Source organism: uncultured Brachyspira sp., from assembly GCF_944388875.1.
Lineage (GTDB): Bacteria > Spirochaetota > Brachyspiria > Brachyspirales > Brachyspiraceae > Brachyspira.
On the sequence record NZ_CALXKQ010000005.1, the window covers coordinates 62,780 to 78,960 of the forward strand.

Annotated in this window: 18 protein-coding genes; 7 read left to right on the forward strand and 11 right to left on the reverse strand. The window is 30.5% G+C overall.

Features of this window, described 5'->3' with window-relative positions; genetic code table 11:
* The first annotated feature begins 109 nt into the window (after positions 1-109).
* From Q0J69_RS05535 to Q0J69_RS05560, 6 genes are all read left to right on the forward strand, one after another.
* On the forward strand, positions 110-1,615 hold the full coding sequence (locus Q0J69_RS05535) for a sodium-dependent transporter (protein WP_297204974.1): 1,506 nt from the start codon (positions 110-112) through the stop codon (positions 1,613-1,615).
* A gap of 33 nt (positions 1,616-1,648) precedes the next feature.
* A complete protein-coding gene (locus tag Q0J69_RS05540) occupies positions 1,649-1,744 on the forward strand; it encodes a MetS family NSS transporter small subunit (RefSeq protein WP_297204975.1) in 96 nt (31 codons plus the stop codon).
* A 149-nt stretch (positions 1,745-1,893) separates the two neighbouring features.
* The gene (locus tag Q0J69_RS05545) at positions 1,894-2,472 is read left to right on the forward strand and encodes a CarD family transcriptional regulator (RefSeq protein ID WP_297204976.1); all 579 of its coding nucleotides are present in this window, start codon (positions 1,894-1,896) and stop codon (positions 2,470-2,472) included.
* A 74-nt stretch (positions 2,473-2,546) separates the two neighbouring features.
* Positions 2,547-3,557 carry a PIN domain-containing protein gene (locus Q0J69_RS05550; RefSeq protein ID WP_297204978.1) on the forward strand — a complete coding sequence of 337 codons (1,011 nt, stop codon included), beginning with the start codon at positions 2,547-2,549 and terminating at the stop codon, positions 3,555-3,557.
* Positions 3,558-3,571: 14 nt separating this feature from the next.
* Positions 3,572-3,835 (forward strand): cyclase family protein, encoded by a 264-nt coding sequence (locus Q0J69_RS05555; protein ID WP_297204981.1) that lies wholly within the window; start codon positions 3,572-3,574, stop codon positions 3,833-3,835.
* A 205-nt stretch (positions 3,836-4,040) separates the two neighbouring features.
* A complete protein-coding gene (locus Q0J69_RS05560; RefSeq protein WP_297204982.1) occupies positions 4,041-4,199 on the forward strand; it encodes a hypothetical protein in 159 nt (52 codons plus the stop codon).
* Positions 4,200-4,246: 47 nt separating this feature from the next.
* Here Q0J69_RS05560 and Q0J69_RS05565 read toward each other — a convergent pair whose 3' ends face one another.
* From Q0J69_RS05565 to Q0J69_RS05585, 5 genes are all read right to left on the reverse strand, one after another.
* Complete coding sequence (locus Q0J69_RS05565; protein ID WP_297204984.1) at positions 4,247-4,888, reverse strand: hypothetical protein; 642 nt, start codon at positions 4,886-4,888, stop codon at positions 4,247-4,249.
* A gap of 161 nt (positions 4,889-5,049) precedes the next feature.
* Positions 5,050-5,604: a 2-oxoacid:acceptor oxidoreductase family protein gene (locus Q0J69_RS05570; RefSeq protein WP_297204986.1), complete on the reverse strand. Its 555-nt coding sequence runs from the start codon at positions 5,602-5,604 to the stop codon at positions 5,050-5,052.
* A 12-nt stretch (positions 5,605-5,616) separates the two neighbouring features.
* Positions 5,617-6,351 carry a thiamine pyrophosphate-dependent enzyme gene (locus tag Q0J69_RS05575; RefSeq protein ID WP_297204987.1) on the reverse strand — a complete coding sequence of 245 codons (735 nt, stop codon included), beginning with the start codon at positions 6,349-6,351 and terminating at the stop codon, positions 5,617-5,619.
* Positions 6,348-7,403 carry a 3-methyl-2-oxobutanoate dehydrogenase subunit VorB gene (gene vorB / locus Q0J69_RS05580; protein WP_297204989.1) on the reverse strand — a complete coding sequence of 352 codons (1,056 nt, stop codon included), beginning with the start codon at positions 7,401-7,403 and terminating at the stop codon, positions 6,348-6,350. Before vorB ends, Q0J69_RS05575 begins: the two co-directional genes overlap by 4 nt.
* Positions 7,403-7,642, reverse strand: coding sequence for a 4Fe-4S dicluster domain-containing protein (locus Q0J69_RS05585; protein WP_297204990.1), 240 nt, complete (start codon positions 7,640-7,642; stop codon positions 7,403-7,405). The genes vorB and Q0J69_RS05585 overlap by 1 nt, the downstream gene beginning before the upstream one ends.
* A gap of 216 nt (positions 7,643-7,858) precedes the next feature.
* Here Q0J69_RS05585 and Q0J69_RS05590 point away from each other — a divergent pair, with 216 nt between their 5' ends.
* Positions 7,859-10,255: a tetratricopeptide repeat protein gene (locus Q0J69_RS05590; protein ID WP_297204993.1), complete on the forward strand. Its 2,397-nt coding sequence runs from the start codon at positions 7,859-7,861 to the stop codon at positions 10,253-10,255.
* A 54-nt stretch (positions 10,256-10,309) separates the two neighbouring features.
* Here Q0J69_RS05590 and Q0J69_RS05595 read toward each other — a convergent pair whose 3' ends face one another.
* The 6 genes from Q0J69_RS05595 to plsX all read right to left on the reverse strand — a co-directional run bounded on the left by Q0J69_RS05595 (position 10,310) and on the right by plsX (position 16,169).
* Positions 10,310-11,002 carry a hypothetical protein gene (locus Q0J69_RS05595; RefSeq protein ID WP_297204994.1) on the reverse strand — a complete coding sequence of 231 codons (693 nt, stop codon included), beginning with the start codon at positions 11,000-11,002 and terminating at the stop codon, positions 10,310-10,312.
* A 217-nt stretch (positions 11,003-11,219) separates the two neighbouring features.
* Entirely contained in the window at positions 11,220-11,795 is a 576-nt protein-coding gene (locus Q0J69_RS05600; RefSeq protein WP_297204995.1) for an FMN-binding protein, read from the reverse strand.
* Positions 11,796-11,797: 2 nt separating this feature from the next.
* Entirely contained in the window at positions 11,798-12,895 is a 1,098-nt protein-coding gene (locus tag Q0J69_RS05605) for an RnfABCDGE type electron transport complex subunit D (RefSeq protein ID WP_297204996.1), read from the reverse strand.
* A 15-nt stretch (positions 12,896-12,910) separates the two neighbouring features.
* Positions 12,911-14,218: an electron transport complex subunit RsxC gene (rsxC, locus tag Q0J69_RS05610; protein ID WP_297204997.1), complete on the reverse strand. Its 1,308-nt coding sequence runs from the start codon at positions 14,216-14,218 to the stop codon at positions 12,911-12,913.
* A gap of 52 nt (positions 14,219-14,270) precedes the next feature.
* Entirely contained in the window at positions 14,271-15,125 is an 855-nt protein-coding gene (locus Q0J69_RS05615; protein ID WP_297204998.1) for a 3-oxoacyl-[acyl-carrier-protein] synthase III C-terminal domain-containing protein, read from the reverse strand.
* A 24-nt stretch (positions 15,126-15,149) separates the two neighbouring features.
* Positions 15,150-16,169: a phosphate acyltransferase PlsX gene (gene plsX / locus Q0J69_RS05620; protein WP_297204999.1), complete on the reverse strand. Its 1,020-nt coding sequence runs from the start codon at positions 16,167-16,169 to the stop codon at positions 15,150-15,152.
* Between the last annotated feature and the right edge of the window lie 12 nt (positions 16,170-16,181).

Genomic DNA, 16,181 nt, shown 5'->3' on the forward strand with positions numbered 1-16,181 from the left:
TTTATGTGAAAAAAGTATAAAAAAAATTCTATACAAAGTATTGATATTTTTATTTTTTCATATATTATGCAAGATTAACAAATAGAAAATCAAAAAGAGGAGATGAAAGATGAGTCATCATCATCACAGGGGACAGTGGGGAACAAGAGCAGGCTTTATATTAGCTGCTATTGGCTCTGCTGTAGGTTTAGGTAATATATGGCGTTTCCCATATATGGTAGCATCCAATGGAGGCGGAGCTTTTATGATAGTATTCCTTTTGGCTATGCTTACAGCAGGAATACCTATAATGATATTGGAATTCTCTATAGGTCATAAAACACATAAAAGTGCACCAGGTGCTTTAAAAGCTTTGAATCCTTCTTGGGAATGGTTAGGCTGGCTTCAGGTATTTACATGTTTTGCAATAGTTGTTTATTATTCTGTCATTATTGCTTGGTCATTATCTTATGGACTATTTTCTATTCAAGGCTTAAAATGGGGAACTGATACAGCGGGATTTTTTACTAACGAATATTTAAAACTTCAAAGCGGTTTTTCACTAAGTAATTTTAATATTGGTGTTGCTATACCTTTAATTATTGTTTGGGCTATAATACTTATTTCTGTTATTGGCGGTGTTAAAGATGGTATAGAAAAAGCTAATAAAATATTTATGCCTTTATTAGCCATTTTAGTAGTAATTATTCTTATAAGAGGAATCACTTTACCTGGTGCTTTGGCTGGGCTTGATTATATGTTTAAACCTGATTTTTCTAAACTTACTAATCCAAAAATTTGGATAGATGCCTATGGTCAGGTATTTTACAGTATGTCTGTAGCTTTTGGTATAATGATAACATATTCAAGCTATCTTCCAGATGATTCTGATATAGCAAATAATGCATTTATGACTGGTTTTGCTGATACTAGTTTTAGTTTATTTGCAGGTATTACAGTATTTAGTATAATAGGTTATATGGCTCATTCTCAGGGAAAAGAGGTTGCTGAAGTAGCTGGAAACGGCGGTATAGGTTTGGCATTTATGGTATTCCCTGAAGCTATAAACTCTCTTCCTGGTTTAAATGGAATATTTGGATTAGTATTTTTCTTAGTTCTTGCATTTGCAGGTCTTACTTCTGCTATATCGCTTGCTGAAGTTGTTATATCTTCATTTATAGATAAATTCCACTTCAATAGAAAGAAAGTAAGTATTATTATTATTGTAATACAAGGTGCTATATCTATGGTATATGCTACTGGAAGCGGACTTTCTATACTTGATATAGTGGACGCTTTTGTAAACAATTATAATATTGTAGTAAGCGGACTTATAGAGATTATATTGGTTGCTTGGGTATATAAACTTGGTTCATTTAAAGAAACTATCAATACTGTAAGTGAGTTTAAAGTAGGTGTTTGGTGGGATTTCTGCTTGAAATTCTTAACTCCTATATTCTTAGCTGTAATGTTATCATTAAAGCTAATAAATGATTTCAAAACTCCTTATGGCGGTTATCCTACTTGGGCTTTAGTTGCTTTAGGATGGTCTATGCCTGTTATAGCATTCATAGTTGGTATATTGTTTGCTAAGTTCAAAGACAGAGAGCCTAATATACCTACTGGAAATAAGTAATCAATAATATTTACAAAAAAGGAGATAGAAATTATGGGAATAGATTCTGCTATATTTATGGGACTTAGTCTGCTTGTTATATGGGGAGGATTTGCATTCTTTTTAAGTATAGCTATCAGAAAAATGTAAGAAAATGTTCTATATTTGGTATAAACTTTTAATAAAGTTTATACCAATTTTTATACTTGATTTTTTGGTTTGTTAGTATATAATGTATGGAGGTATATTATTATATTTTTTTAGAATAAAAGAATTTGACTTAGTTTAAAAAGGGTTATATGTATAAAGTAAATACTTATGTGGTATATCCTATGTACGGAATATGTAAAGTTATAGGTATATCTGATAATAAAGTAAATTCCAACCTAGTAGAATGTTATGTTTTAGAATGTGAAGGAGAAAATATCACATTAAAGGTTCCTATAAATAGAGTCAAAGAATATCGTATACGTAAAATAATATCAAAAGCTGAAGCGGAAAATCTTTTGAATGTTTTGCAGACAAAAATAAATGATATAGAGAATAATTGGAAAATAAGATATCAGGAAAATGAGGAAAAACTAAGAAGCGGTGATATTAAATATACGATAGAAGTTGCTAGAAGTTTGTTCACAAGAAATAAGCTTAAAGAACTTTCTGCTAGTGAAAAAAGATTATATGAAAAAGCTTATATGTTTATTGTTAATGAAATTAGTATAGCACTTAAAAAAGATAAAGATGAAATTGAAGATATAGTATCCAATGCTTTGGAAAAATCTGCTAAAAAATTTAAAACTAAGCCTTTAGAAAAAGAAAAAATTGTAAAGGAAAGCACCAAAAATAGTAAAAAGAAGAAAAAGGATACTGATGAAGAATAGCTGTATTCATCTTAATTAGTTTTTATTCCATTAAAAAATAATATATATATCAGTGTATAAATTGAGGAGGAATTATGTGGAGAATAGTATACTTTGTTGTGTCTTTTTTAATTGCTTTAATAGATTATTTTCAGCTTAAATCTTTTAATAAAGGAACTTTATTTATATTTTTATTAAGTTCTGCTTTAATATTTTTATTTGAATTTTTATTTATTAGGAAAAAATCATCTAAAATTACGCTGGCATTTTTTATATCATTTTTTCTAACTATGGTAACGGTAGTGCTTACTTTAACTGCTATTAATATAATAGGAATAGCATTATCTTTAAATGAAAAATTAATTATACTTTTTATAGAAGGATATTTAACTTTTGGTATTATCACAGCATTTATACCAAATATATCAAATATGCTTAAGCTGACAAAACCAGATAAAACTAAAACAGCTAAAATACTGGATACATCTGTTATAGTTGATGGAAGAATATATGATATAGCAGAAAAAAAATTTTTTGACGGACTTTTAATACTTCCTGAATTTGTTATAAAAGAAGTTCAATTCCTAAGCGATGCAAGAGATCCTCAAAAAAGAATAAGAGGAAGAAGGGCTTTAGAAATATTAAATAAAATGAAATCTTCTAAAAATATACTTCTATCAATAACAGATATAGATTTTCCAAATATAAAAGAAGTCGATTTAAAACTTATAGAGCTTGCTAAAAAAATGGATGCCAAAGTAATAACTAATGATTTTAATTTAATGAAGGTTGCATCTATACATGAAGTAGATATATTAAATATAAACGATTTAGCTAATTCTCTTCATGTTGTTGTTCTTCCGGGTGAAACTATAAAAATAGATCTTATAAGAGAAGGTAAGGATAAACAGGCACTTGGATATTTAGAAGACGGTACTATGATAGTTGTTGATAATGCTAAACACCTAATAGGAAAAAATGTTGATATAGAAATAGATAATGTGCTTCCTAAAGAGGCTGGAAGAGTTATATTTGCTTCTCTTGCTGGAGCGAATAAAAATAATAATACAAACAATAAAAAAAGGCATGATCACAGCAATAAATAATAGGCTACATTATTATGATAATAGATTTTTCCGCTTCTATATACGATAAAATTCTGCCTTTTCCAAGTGATCCTGAAGTATCTGTAAAAAACAAAGATTATATAAAGGTATGCGGATTTTATGTAACTAGTATTTCCATGAGTGTTCATACAGGCACACATGTTGATACGCCATTGCATTGTATTAATGGAAAGCCAAGCACAGAAAATATTGATTTATCATATTATGTAGGAAGGGCATACTGCATAGATACCCCTACTAAAAAAATGAAGCTATAAAATTTCCTGAAAACTTTGAATTTAATAAATTAAATGGAAATGATATCATTATATTTAGAACAGGCTGGGAAGAAAAAATTGGTACTGAGGAGTATTTTAATTTATGGCCTTATATAGAAGAAAATACGGCTAAAAAATTAGCTGAATTAAAATAAAAACTGTAGGGATAGATACTCCTTCAGTTGATTCTCTTGAGAATAATAATTTGATTCATAAAATTCTGTTTTCAAATGATATATGCATTATAGAATCTTTAGTGAATTTAGATAAAGTAATAGATAAGAGTTTCTTTTTTAGTGCAGCACCTTTAAAAATAAGAAATTCAGAAGGCTCTCCAGTAAGAGCCTATGGAATAATAGATTAAAAAAACATGCTTAAATTATTTAAGCATGTTTTTTATTTATTTTTATATTAGAATCTAACTCCTAATTGTCCGCCTATATCAAGTCCTCCGAAACTTACTTTAGGAATAGAATCTTTATATTCCATTAAAGGGAAATCATAAGAAACATAAACTCCCAAAGTAAAATTATAGAGAAGAAGAAAATCTATACTCGCTCTAAGATAAGGTATATAAAGATTATAAAATTGATTTTGAAGCTCTTTTAAATTATATTGAAACATATATTCACTTCCATTATTTTCTTTAGAACGGCTGCTTCCGCCAAGAGGAAATTTAACACCAGCACCTACCCCTATAGACATAAACAAAATATCAATTTTAGGCATCAAACCTATACTTAAACTATCAAAAGTAACACTTCCTTTGCTTAAATCTGACTTATATGCAAAAACATCTCTTTGATATCCTAAATCTAAAGATATTCCAAGAGATAAAATACTCAAATCAAAATAATAATTAGGTTTTAAATAAACACCGAATTCAAAAGCTCCGTCAGGTTTTATAGTTTCGCTTTGTTTTCCCTCTTCTAGATAAAAACCTATGCCTGCACCAAGAGGTACTGTTAAATCAACACCCCATCCGCTTTTAGCCATAAGACTTCCGCTTATTGTAGTTATAAATAGCATTGTCATTAATATAATTTTTTTCATTCTTACTCCTTATTCATTATAACTATATTATAACACATAATTTACTATTTTAATACAATAATATTTTCGGAATTTTTAATGATTGAAATAAATATAAAAACCTCTGCACTTTTATAAGTACAGAGGTTATAACTTTTTTATTGTTTTAATACTATATAAATTTAAGAAACTAAATTTTTAACAGCATCTCGTCCTGCATTTAATGCTTTTTCATTGCTGGGTAGAAAATCTTTCTTACGTTCACCAAATACTTTTAAAAATGCCTGCTGAACACTATCAAATGATACTATATTATGAAGTGTAAGCAAAGCCCCAAGCATTACCATGTTTGCTGATTTTGGATTGCCTATATCACCAGCTATTTTATTAGCTTCAACATAAGCTACTTTTATGTCATCTCTTGAAGCCTTTTTATCTATAAGAGATGAGTTTATAAGAAGTATTCCATTAGGTACAATATCTTTTTCAAATTTAGAAAGCGAAGGAAGATTCATTATAACAGCAGCATTAGCATCATGTGAAATAATAGGAGAACCTACAAGCTCATCGCTTACTACAACAGAACAGTTGGCAGTACCTCCTCTCATTTCAGGACCATAAGAAGGACACCAAGTAACATGCTTATTTTCAATCATGCCAGCATAAGCTATCATCTGTCCCATAGACATAACTCCCTGACCTCCAAATCCAGCAAAAATTATTCTTTCCGTACTCATAAATACTCCTTTTTAAGCGTCATTTCTAAAATTGCCTAAAGGATAATGAAGTATCATATAATCTCTTATCCATTTATGCGAATCTGTAGGAGATATCCCCCAGTTTGTAGTGCAGCTTGTAAGCATCTCTACTATAGAAAAACCTTTTCCTGCAATCTGATGTTCAAAAGCCTTTTTAGTAGCCATTTTAGCCTTTCTAATATTAGCAGGACTGTCTAAAGATACTCTCTCAACAAATGTAGCTCCCTCTATAGTAGCAAGCATTTCGCATACTCTTATAGGCTTTCCAGCTTTGTGAAAATCTCTTCCTGCCTGAGTTGTTGTTGTTCTCTGTCCCTCTAATGTTGTAGGAGCCATCTGACCGCCTGTCATACCATAAATTGCATTATTTAAAAATATAACAGTAATATTTTCACCTCTTGCTGCAGCATGTATTATTTCTGCAGTACCAATAGCAGCTAAATCTCCATCACCTTGAAGAGTAAATACAATACTGTCTGGAACTGCCCTCTTAACTCCAGTAGCAACTGCAGGTGCTCTTCCATGTGCTGCCTGCTGCATATCGCAGCTAAAATATTTATAAGCAAGTACAGAACATCCCACAGAAGCTATACCTACTGTTCTATCCAATACTCCAAGCTCCTCTAAACATTCTGCAACTATTCTTTGTGAAGTCCCATGCATACATCCAGGACAATAATGCGTTCTTGTATCAGTTAATCCTTTAGACTTTTCAAATACTATCATATAATACCTCCAGCGAAATTTCTAACATTATCTATTATCTCATGAGCAGAAGGTACTATTCCTCCAGCTTTACCGTAAAACTTAACAGGTACTTTGCATTCAGAAGCAAGCCTTATATCATCAATCATCTGTCCCATACTCATTTCTATACTTACATACATTTTGCAATTAGGATTATCAAATGCTTTTACTGGGAAAGGCCATAAAGTTAATGGACGTATCATCCCAGCTTTTTTTCCTTCCTCTCTAAGTTTATCAACTACTCCCCTTACAACCCTAGACATAGTTCCGTAAGAAACAAATATTAATTCAGCATCATCTGTATGATATTTTTCAGCTCTAGCCTCTTTTTCTTTTATCTCAGCATATTTTTCCTGCAAATGCACATTATGTTCATGCAGTAATTCAGGCTCTAAATAAAGAGAGTTTACAACATTTTTTTCTCTCTTTCCTCTTGTGCCGTTTGAAGCCCAAGTTTTCTCTTTTATCTCATATTTAGGTTTATAAATTATCTCTACAGGCTCCATCATCTGACCTATAAATCCGTCAGCAGCAACATAAACAGGTGTTCTGTAATGATCAGCAATATCAAAAGCCTCCATTATCATATCAGCTGCTTCCTGTAAATTAGCAGGTGCTAAAACAGGACAGTTATAATCTCCATCACCTCCGCCTCTAGTCATCATACTGTAATCGCTTTGAGCAGGCTGTATGCTTCCTAGCCCAGGTCCTCCACGCATAACATTAAGTATAACTGCAGGCACTTCAGCTCCAGCCAAATATGATATTCCCTCCTGCTTTAAAGCAATTCCCGGTGAAGAAGAAGAAGTCATAGCCCTCACTCCTGCTCCGCCAGCCCCATAAACCATATTAATAGCAGCTACCTCACTTTCTGCCTGAACAAAAGATCCGCCTGATTCATACATAGCTTTAGACATAAACTCAGGTATCTCATTCTGAGGCGTAATTGGATAGCCAAAAAAACATTTACATCCTGCCGCAATTGCCGCAGTAGCCATAGCTTCATTTCCTTTCATCAACTTTCTAGCCATTATTTACCGCCCTCCTCTCTGTCCAATCTTTCTACTTTTATACATATATCAGGACACATCATAGCACAATTAGCACAGCCTATACATTTTTCCATATCAGTAACAGCTGCTGGATAATAACCCCATGAATTCATATTCTCTTTATCTAAATATAGTATTTTGGTTGGGCAAACGGATATGCAATTTGAACAGCCTTTGCATGCTTCAGAATCTATTTCAACTCTACCTTTTCCTGCCATAATTTCCTCCTTAAAATTAGTACTAACCGTACATTATAAATTATATTAAAAAAAGTATCTTTGTCAATGAATAATACTAACTATAATGTATAGTAATAACTATCTAAAATTGATTTTTATGTTACATTAATAATAAAATTTATATTGTATATAGTAATTATTATCATTTATTATATAATAATAAAAAATGAATGGTTATAATAAGAGTTATACAGTATGAATAATAATAATGATGCTAGAACGAATATTGAAAGATTATTTAATTTAGGGCATGATGCTTTTAATAATAATGATTATGAAAAAGCTATAGAGTACTTAGATGAGATTATAGATATTTATAATAAATATATTATTGCATATTCTGACGGAGAGTTTATCATATACAGCGATGTTAATGATAATGAAGATGAAGAGAGAAATACATATAATGAAGAAATAGATAGTACTCATAATACATTAGTTGATTCCTATTATAATAGAGGCTTATCAAAATTAAATTTAAAAAATTATGAAGAAGCAATTAAGGATTTTGATAAGGTAATAGAATTATCCCCTGATAAAATTAATGCTTATTACAACAGAGGACATTCAAAATCCTATTTAGGAAGATATAAAGAAGGTATTGAAGATTTTAAAAAGGTTTTAGAACTTAGCGAAGATGATGCTGAAGCTGTATATTATGTTGGTTTGGGTTATTTTTATTTAGAAAACTATGAAGAGGCTTTAAATCATTTTGATAAAGCAATATTGCTGGATAATGAAATAGAAGATGCATACTATTATAGAGGGCGTTCAAAATCTTATTTGGGAAGAGATGAAGAGGCTCTGTCTGATTTTAAAAAACTTATAGAATTAAGAGAAGATGACAGCGAGGCTTTTTATTTTAAGGCATTAACTGAGTTTTATTTAGGTTTATATGAAGAGGCTGTAAATGATTTTGATACATCAATTAATTTAGATTCAAATTCTTCTAATGCTTATTATTTTAGAGGGCTTTCAAAAAACAGTTTAGAATTATATGATGAAGCTAAGGAAGATTATAAGAAGGCTATAGAATTCGGACAGGATAATATAATAAGTATTTATAATGATTTAGGACTTCTTGAATATAAATTAGGCAACTATAAGGAAGCAATTAATTATTATACAAAGATGTTAGAAAATGATGATGGTATTTATTATGCATATTATAATAGAGCTTTAGCTAAAGAGGCTTTAGATTTATATGATGAGGCTTTGGAAGATTATAATAAGGCTATAGAATTAAATCCAAGTGATACTTATTCTTATAATAACGGAGCACTTATAGAAAATGAAAAGCAGATGTATGAGGAGGCATTAGAAGATTATAATAAGGCTATAGAACTAGAGAAAAAAGATGCTTATATATACAATAACAGAGCTTTATTAAAAGGAAGAATGCATTTATATAAAGAAGCTTTGGAAGACTTTGATAAGGCTATAGAATTATATGATGCTGACAGTGAGTTTTATTATTTTAGGGCTATTACTAATTCTAATTTGAATGAATATGAAGAGGCTATAAAATATCTTGATAAAGCTATTGAACTGGATAATGATTATATTAATGCATATAATGAAAGAGGATTAATATATTACAGACTTGGAGATTATGATACTGCTGTAAATAATTTAAAAAAAGTAATAGAACTTGATAATGATAATATGTATGCTTATTATAATATAGCTTTATCTTATGATGCTTTAGAACAATATGAAGAGGCTGTAAAATATTATTCAAAAGTTGTTGAAATAGATCCGTCTTTTTTGGATGCATACTATAATAAAGCTTTAAGTGAAATGGAGATAGATTTATATTATGAAGCAATAGATGATTTTAATAAAGTATTAAATTTAAATAACAATAATCCTGATTCTTATTTTAATATAGCAATATGTTATGATTATTTAAAAGAATATAAAAAAGCTATTAATTATTATACAAAAGTTATTGAGATTGATAATTCTTCTCTCGATGCTTACTATAATAGAGGATTAAGCAAAGCAGAACTAAAACTTTACGATGATGCTTTTGAAGATTATAAAAAATTATTGGAGATAAATCCTCAATATATAAATGCTTATAATGGTATAGGGTTTTCAAAAACTAAATATTCAAATGATGAGTTCAAAAAAGGAAATACTGATAAAGCTATTAAACTTCTTAATGAAGCATTAGAATATTATAAAATAGGATTAGATTTAAATATAAATGATAATTTAACAAATTCTTCTATATATAACAGTATGGGCTACTCAATTACAAAATTAGCTAATATATATTCATCTATTAATGATAAGTATAATGCCGTAGAATATTATAATAAAGCGAGGGAATGTTTTTATAAGTCAATAGAATTAAATAATACTCATGCTTTAGCTCATAATAGTTTAGCTTATATTGATATACAATTTGACAAAATGAATAATATTTATGACATTATAAATGATGAAGCATACAAATATTTTGAAAAAGCGTATAACTTATCTAATAAAGAAGATAAAAAATTAATAGTAAAATGTCTTATATCGCTTTCAAAAGAGAATATAAAGACTGCTTTAGAGTTTTGTATTAAAAATAAAATTAATTAAAAAAGCCCCAGCATTATTGCTAATGATGAGGCATTTAACTTTCTAATATTGAAATTATTGTTCTTTATTATAAGGTCTGAATCTTAATGATAATTGGAAGCCAAAATCCACGCTGTCAATTCCTGATCCTGCCTCTCTAAGTCCTATATCATAACCTAAATATAATCCCAAATCAGCTGAAGATTTAGCTGTATTAAACATAGTATAATCAAAAGTTAATCTTATATAAGGAATTACACTGAGAGTTGAATAATTATTTTGCAAATCTCTCAAAAACAATCTAGTTGTTGTAGTTGTACTCACTAAAGCTCCTGCAGATCCATCTAATGCTCTTGAATATAAAGTTCCGCCTAAAGGAAGTTTTACTCCTATACCAAGACCTATAGAATATTTATCGTATAAATTTACTTTAGGTAGAAATCCTATTTTAATACTATGTAAATTTAAACCGTCTATTTGTCTTATATTATTTCCTGCAGTCGCTCCTGCAACTCTAAAAGTATCATAGCTGTATCCTAAATCAGCATAAAAACCCATGCCTACAACATCATTAAATGAAGTTCTATATCCAAGCAAAAGATTAAATCCTCCTTCTAAAGCGAAAGAATTATTTTTATCTGTCATTCCCATAGGAAATCCTGTAGAAAATCCAATAGGTAAAGAAAAACCATACTCAAAAAAACCTTTGGCAAAAACAGATAAACTTGTAAATATGAATATAGAAATAATTAAGAATACTTTTTTCATCGTAATCCCCTTAAATATAATATAATTTTATGTAATTATACTATATAATATAAAAAATTCAATATATTTTAGTAATAATTATATTTTTTTATATATAAAATTTGTCTTTTACATTATTTAGAATATAATATTTGATTATTTAAATATAAAAAGGCTTATAAGATACGAATATACAAATCTTATAAGCCTATAAAATTAAATTATATAATAACTTTAATTATTCAGATTTAAATAAACTAACTGCCTCATCTTTAGCACTATTAACAGCTGTAACTACAGAAGTAGATGATATTGTAGCTCCGCTTATAGCAGCGATTTCAGATTCTCCTGCTTCTTCAGGTTTTATGCCCTTAGCAACAGTTAAAGCAATGACAGAACTTTTATCTTTAAACTGATCTCTGAAACTAGCCTCTGTAATTTTATCACCAAGCCCAGGAGTTTCAGCCTGTTCTGTAACAACTATAGCTGTAATTTTAGTAACATCAGCATCAAAACCAACTAATACCTTATTCTGTCCATTATATCCGCCAGCTGAAGAAAGCATTGCATAACCAACAACTGTACCGTCAGATTTTTTTCCTATGTAATAAGGATATGTTGAGTTTTCTGTTAAAGGACCTTCCAATTCATCAGCACCATTTATAACAGCCTTAACACCATTTAATACTGTTTTTTCATTGTTGGCTAAAATATCTTTCTCAAAAGAAGAATATACAAAAGAAAGCAAAAAACCAGCAAGCAATGCTGTAATAGTAACAGATATAACCGCAGTATAACCAACTTCTTTTTTCATTATTATTTTCCTCCTTCTTTTTGGAGATTAGCTTTATTTATAGCAATTAATTCTTTTTTACCAACAGGCATAGGACGTGTAAGTATAGAAATCAAAGGCATAAACATATTTCCTATAAGTATAGAATACATCATATATTCAGGTGAAGAACCAAATGCTCTTAATACAGCAAGTACAGCACCTATTAAAAGAGCATATATCCAAGCACCTAAATGACTTGAAGGACAAGTAACCATATCAGTAGCCATAAAGAAAGCACCTAAACCAAAACCTCCTGCCAATACTTGATAAATAGGAGAACCTATTTTACCAGGCATAGCTAAACATAAAAAGAAACTTACTACAACTAAAGAAATAAACATTCCTAGAGGTATTCTCCAATCTATAGTTTTAGTAACAAGCAGGAATATTCCGCCTATTAAAAGGAGAAGAAAAGAAGTTTCTCCTATAGCACCTGCTGTACTTCCTAAAAGCATTTGCAAGTAATAATGAGATTCTATTTGTATTTGCGAAGCTAAAGAACCTCCGAAATCAATAGCATTATATTTAAGGAAAGTCAAAGGAGTTGCAGAAGTTAAAGCACTTACAGCATCCAAAGACTGAGTAGCTCCTGAAACAGTTAAAGTTAAATCTTTTACTATATTTTCAAATACACCTAAAAAAGGCACATTTGTAGGAGCTGAATACATACTCATTTGAGCAGGAAAAGCAACCTGTAAAAAAGCCCTTCCAACTAAAGCAGGGTTGAATATATTAGAACCTAAACCTCCAAAAACTTCTTTAGCAAATACTATAGCAACAACGCTTCCTATAACAACCATAGTTATACTTGATGCTGGAGGAAGAGTCATAACAAGAAGTATCGCAGTTACACATACTGCATAATCAGGAAGTAAAGGTTTTTTTCTAACTTTTTTTACTATTACAGTACAAAGTACGCAAGTTATAATTGCTGCTAAATATAGAGTTATAACTCTAGCTCCAAATAAAACTATACTATATATAACAGCAGGCAAAAGAGCTATAATAACTCTTAGCATTATCTTATTAGTAGTATCTCCATCTTTTATATGCGGAGAAGATTCTGTATAAAATTTCATTATTATCTCCTTAAATCATCTTCTTAATAAATCTTTACCAAATCTAATCCACTGAGCCAAAGGTATTTTTGAAGGACATATATAAGAACAGCAGCCGCATTCAAAACAAGTTACTATATCTAAATCATTCAATTTATCTTTAATCTTAGCTTTAGCAGTATGTGCTATCTCAGTAGGAGATAATTTAAGCGGACAAGCATGAGAACATCTGCCGCATTTTATGCATGGATATTCTACTTCTTTAGGCATTTTATCTTTATCCAAGAAAAGAAGAGAGTTAGTACCTTTATTAACACATTGATCCAAACTAGGAACACTGGCTCCCATCATAGGACCGCCTGCAAGTACAAGTACATTTTCAGAGATAATTCCGCCGCATTCTTCTACAACATGAGAAATAGGCGTACCTAAAGGAAGCCATAAATTTTTATGTTCTTTTATGGCATCTCCTGATACTGTAACAAGTCTTTCCATAAGAGGCTTATCCTTAGCAACAGCCTCATATATAGCATAAAGTGTAGCTATATTTATAACCAAAACTCCTACATCCATAGGCAGCTTGCTTACTGGTACTGTTCTGCCTGTAGTAGCATCAATAAGCATTTTTTCAGCCCCCTGAGGATATCTTAATCTTAGAGGCATAACTTCTACATTGCATGTTTTTCCAATTTTAGTCATCTCTTCTATAGCTAAAGGCTTATTTGCTTCTATTCCAATAACAGTTCTTTTTACAGAAGGTATAATCTTTCTTAAAATTTCAATTCCTTTAAACAAGTCCTGAGTATATTCAACCATAAGCCTATAATCGCTTGTGATGTACGGCTCACATTCAACACCATTAATGATTAAAGTATCTCCGCCGCCCTTAGCAGCACCATCAACTTTAACACTAGTAGGAAATGTTGCTCCTCCCATACCAACTATACCAGCTTTTTGAATCTTTTTAGACATTTCTTCAGCCGATAAAGACATATAGTTAGTATCTTCTGAATAAGCTAAATTAGCAGCACTGGAATCAACATTAATAAGCAAAGCATTAGCACCCCTTCCAAGAGGAGGAGCTGCTATCTCTACAGAAGCCACAGTTCCAGTAACAGATGAATAAACATTGCCTGATACATATCCGCCAGCCTCTCCAATAAGCTCGCCTCTTTCAACCTTATCACCCTTATTTTTTAACATCTTAGCAGGAGCACCTATATGCTGTGCCATAGATATTAATACTGTTTTAGGTGCTTGTGAAAGATTTGATGAAACAATATCGGCAGTATCCTTACTGTCATGCGGATGAACCCCGCCAAAACGAAATTTACCTAATTTCATGTTACTAATCCTTCATTTAATAAAATTAATGTAAATTACTACACTATTATAATTAATTTATAGAAATAACCGCTACAGACCTAGTATAACCACTTCCATAGCTGCATAAAGCAACTTTACTATTTTTCTTTATAAAACCATCTTCCAAAGCCATAGATAATGCTACCCCTGATGAAGCACTTAAAGATGAATGAGCATTCTCCATTTTAGAATACACAATATCCTTATTAACTGATAAAGCATCTACGAAAATATTATAAGCTTCCTGAGTAGAATAAGAAGGTATATAAATATTAGGCTCTATATGATTAGCAGATAATACATCCTTAACATATAAAGCTGCCTTTTTAGCCTCATCCTCAAAAACACTGCTGTTTTTTATAGATATAAAATGCTCCTTATTTAATACCCCTTCTTTCGTATAAGGCTTAGCCGTTCCTCCCATAGGAATATAACAATTCTCTAAAGCATTTCCATCAGTTTCAGAATCAATAAAATCTATTTGAATATCTGATTTTTCATTAGTAACAAGTGCGGCTACACTAGCATCATCAAATCTATTTTCATCATCACATATATAAAATGACTCTGAAGCAACAACTAAAATATTTTTATATCTATTACTTTTTATAAAAGCATAAGCTAATCTTAATGCTGACAAAAAACCTGTAAAATCGCTTTCTATATCAAAACAAAAAGCATTGGCTGCTTTAATTTTTCCAGCCAATATACATGCTGTTGAAGGATAAACATAATCTTTAGTAACAGTAGCACATATAATAGCATCTATTTTATTAGTATCAAACCCATTTATTACTTCATTTATTGGAATCAAAGCCAAATCTGATGCTGCCATATTAGTCTTTTGATTCTTATAAGTGCCTTTACAAGATTTAATGTATACCATTATAAAATTCCTTTATATTAAAAATTAGAATATTCTTCTCTTAACTCCTGAATCATAAAGTTCTTTGGATATCTTCTCATTAATTTTAGCATCTAAAAATCTATACATATTAAGTACAGCGTTTTTTACCCCTACTCCGCTGGTTTTTCCATGTCCCACAAATGCTCCGCCGTTCAACCCCAACAGTATAGCAGAACCATAAGAATCAGAACTCAATTTAGTTTTTAAATTATTAAATACAGGCTTCATCATAAGCCCGCCCATTACACTAACAGGATTTTTCTTTATTTCTGTTTTTAATGCATTAACAACCATAGATGCTGTTCCTTCTATAGTCTTTAATACTATATTTCCATCGAATCCGTCTGCTATAACAACATCAACAGCGTCTGATTTAAGCATATCATTAGGCTCTATATTACCTATAAAATTTATCTTTTTCATTTTCTGCAGACGCTCAAATGTTTTTTTACTGGCAGCATTGCCTTTAGAATCTTCCTCCCCTATATTAAGAAGACCTACTCTAGGATTATTTATTTGTAAATACCTTTTAGCAAATACTCTGCCCATAACAGCAAATTGAACCATATAATCAGGCGTACAATCTACATTAGCACCCATATCAAGCATACAAAACTCACCATTAAATTTAGGCAAAGTAGATATTAAAGGCGGACGCATAACACCTTTCAAACGTCCTATTTCTGTTAATGCCGCTGCCAAAGTAGCACCTGTATTACCAGGAGAAAAGAAACCATCAGCTGTTTTATCCGAAACTAAACGTGCCGCTAATAAAACCGAAGCATTTTTCTTATGTTTTATTCCATTAGCAGGACTTTCATTCATATCTATGATCTCATCTGTATGTTTAACATCCACTCGATTACGATCATATTTAGCTCCTGATAAAGCCTTTGCTATATATCTTTCATTACCTACCAATATTAAATTAATATCATTATTTTCAGGTAAAGCACTGACTGCTCCTAATACCAATTCTTCAACAGGTTTTTCTCCGCTGGCTACATCTATGGCTAAATTCATAATAATTCCTAA

Bases quoted from the DNA above. Each gene is read 5' to 3' on its own strand.
- Q0J69_RS05535 (WP_297204974.1), top strand. From the start codon at position 110: ATGAGTCATCATCATCACAGGGGACAGTGGGGAACAAGAGCAGGCTTT.
- Q0J69_RS05540 (WP_297204975.1), top strand. From the start codon at position 1,649: ATGGGAATAGATTCTGCTATATTTATGGGACTTAGTCTGCTTGTTATA.
- Q0J69_RS05545 (WP_297204976.1), top strand. From the start codon at position 1,894: ATGTATAAAGTAAATACTTATGTGGTATATCCTATGTACGGAATATGT.
- Q0J69_RS05550 (WP_297204978.1), top strand. From the start codon at position 2,547: ATGTGGAGAATAGTATACTTTGTTGTGTCTTTTTTAATTGCTTTAATA.
- Q0J69_RS05555 (WP_297204981.1), top strand. From the start codon at position 3,572: ATGATAATAGATTTTTCCGCTTCTATATACGATAAAATTCTGCCTTTT.
- Q0J69_RS05565 (WP_297204984.1), bottom strand. From the start codon at position 4,888: ATGAAAAAAATTATATTAATGACAATGCTATTTATAACTACAATAAGC.
- Q0J69_RS05570 (WP_297204986.1), bottom strand. From the start codon at position 5,604: ATGAGTACGGAAAGAATAATTTTTGCTGGATTTGGAGGTCAGGGAGTT.
- Q0J69_RS05575 (WP_297204987.1), bottom strand. From the start codon at position 6,351: ATGATAGTATTTGAAAAGTCTAAAGGATTAACTGATACAAGAACGCAT.
- vorB (WP_297204989.1), bottom strand. From the start codon at position 7,403: ATGGCTAGAAAGTTGATGAAAGGAAATGAAGCTATGGCTACTGCGGCA.
- Q0J69_RS05585 (WP_297204990.1), bottom strand. From the start codon at position 7,642: ATGGCAGGAAAAGGTAGAGTTGAAATAGATTCTGAAGCATGCAAAGGC.
- Q0J69_RS05590 (WP_297204993.1), top strand. From the start codon at position 7,859: ATGAATAATAATAATGATGCTAGAACGAATATTGAAAGATTATTTAAT.
- Q0J69_RS05595 (WP_297204994.1), bottom strand. From the start codon at position 11,002: ATGAAAAAAGTATTCTTAATTATTTCTATATTCATATTTACAAGTTTA.
- Q0J69_RS05600 (WP_297204995.1), bottom strand. From the start codon at position 11,795: ATGAAAAAAGAAGTTGGTTATACTGCGGTTATATCTGTTACTATTACA.
- Q0J69_RS05605 (WP_297204996.1), bottom strand. From the start codon at position 12,895: ATGAAATTTTATACAGAATCTTCTCCGCATATAAAAGATGGAGATACT.
- rsxC (WP_297204997.1), bottom strand. From the start codon at position 14,218: ATGAAATTAGGTAAATTTCGTTTTGGCGGGGTTCATCCGCATGACAGT.
- Q0J69_RS05615 (WP_297204998.1), bottom strand. From the start codon at position 15,125: ATGGTATACATTAAATCTTGTAAAGGCACTTATAAGAATCAAAAGACT.
- plsX (WP_297204999.1), bottom strand. From the start codon at position 16,169: ATGAATTTAGCCATAGATGTAGCCAGCGGAGAAAAACCTGTTGAAGAA.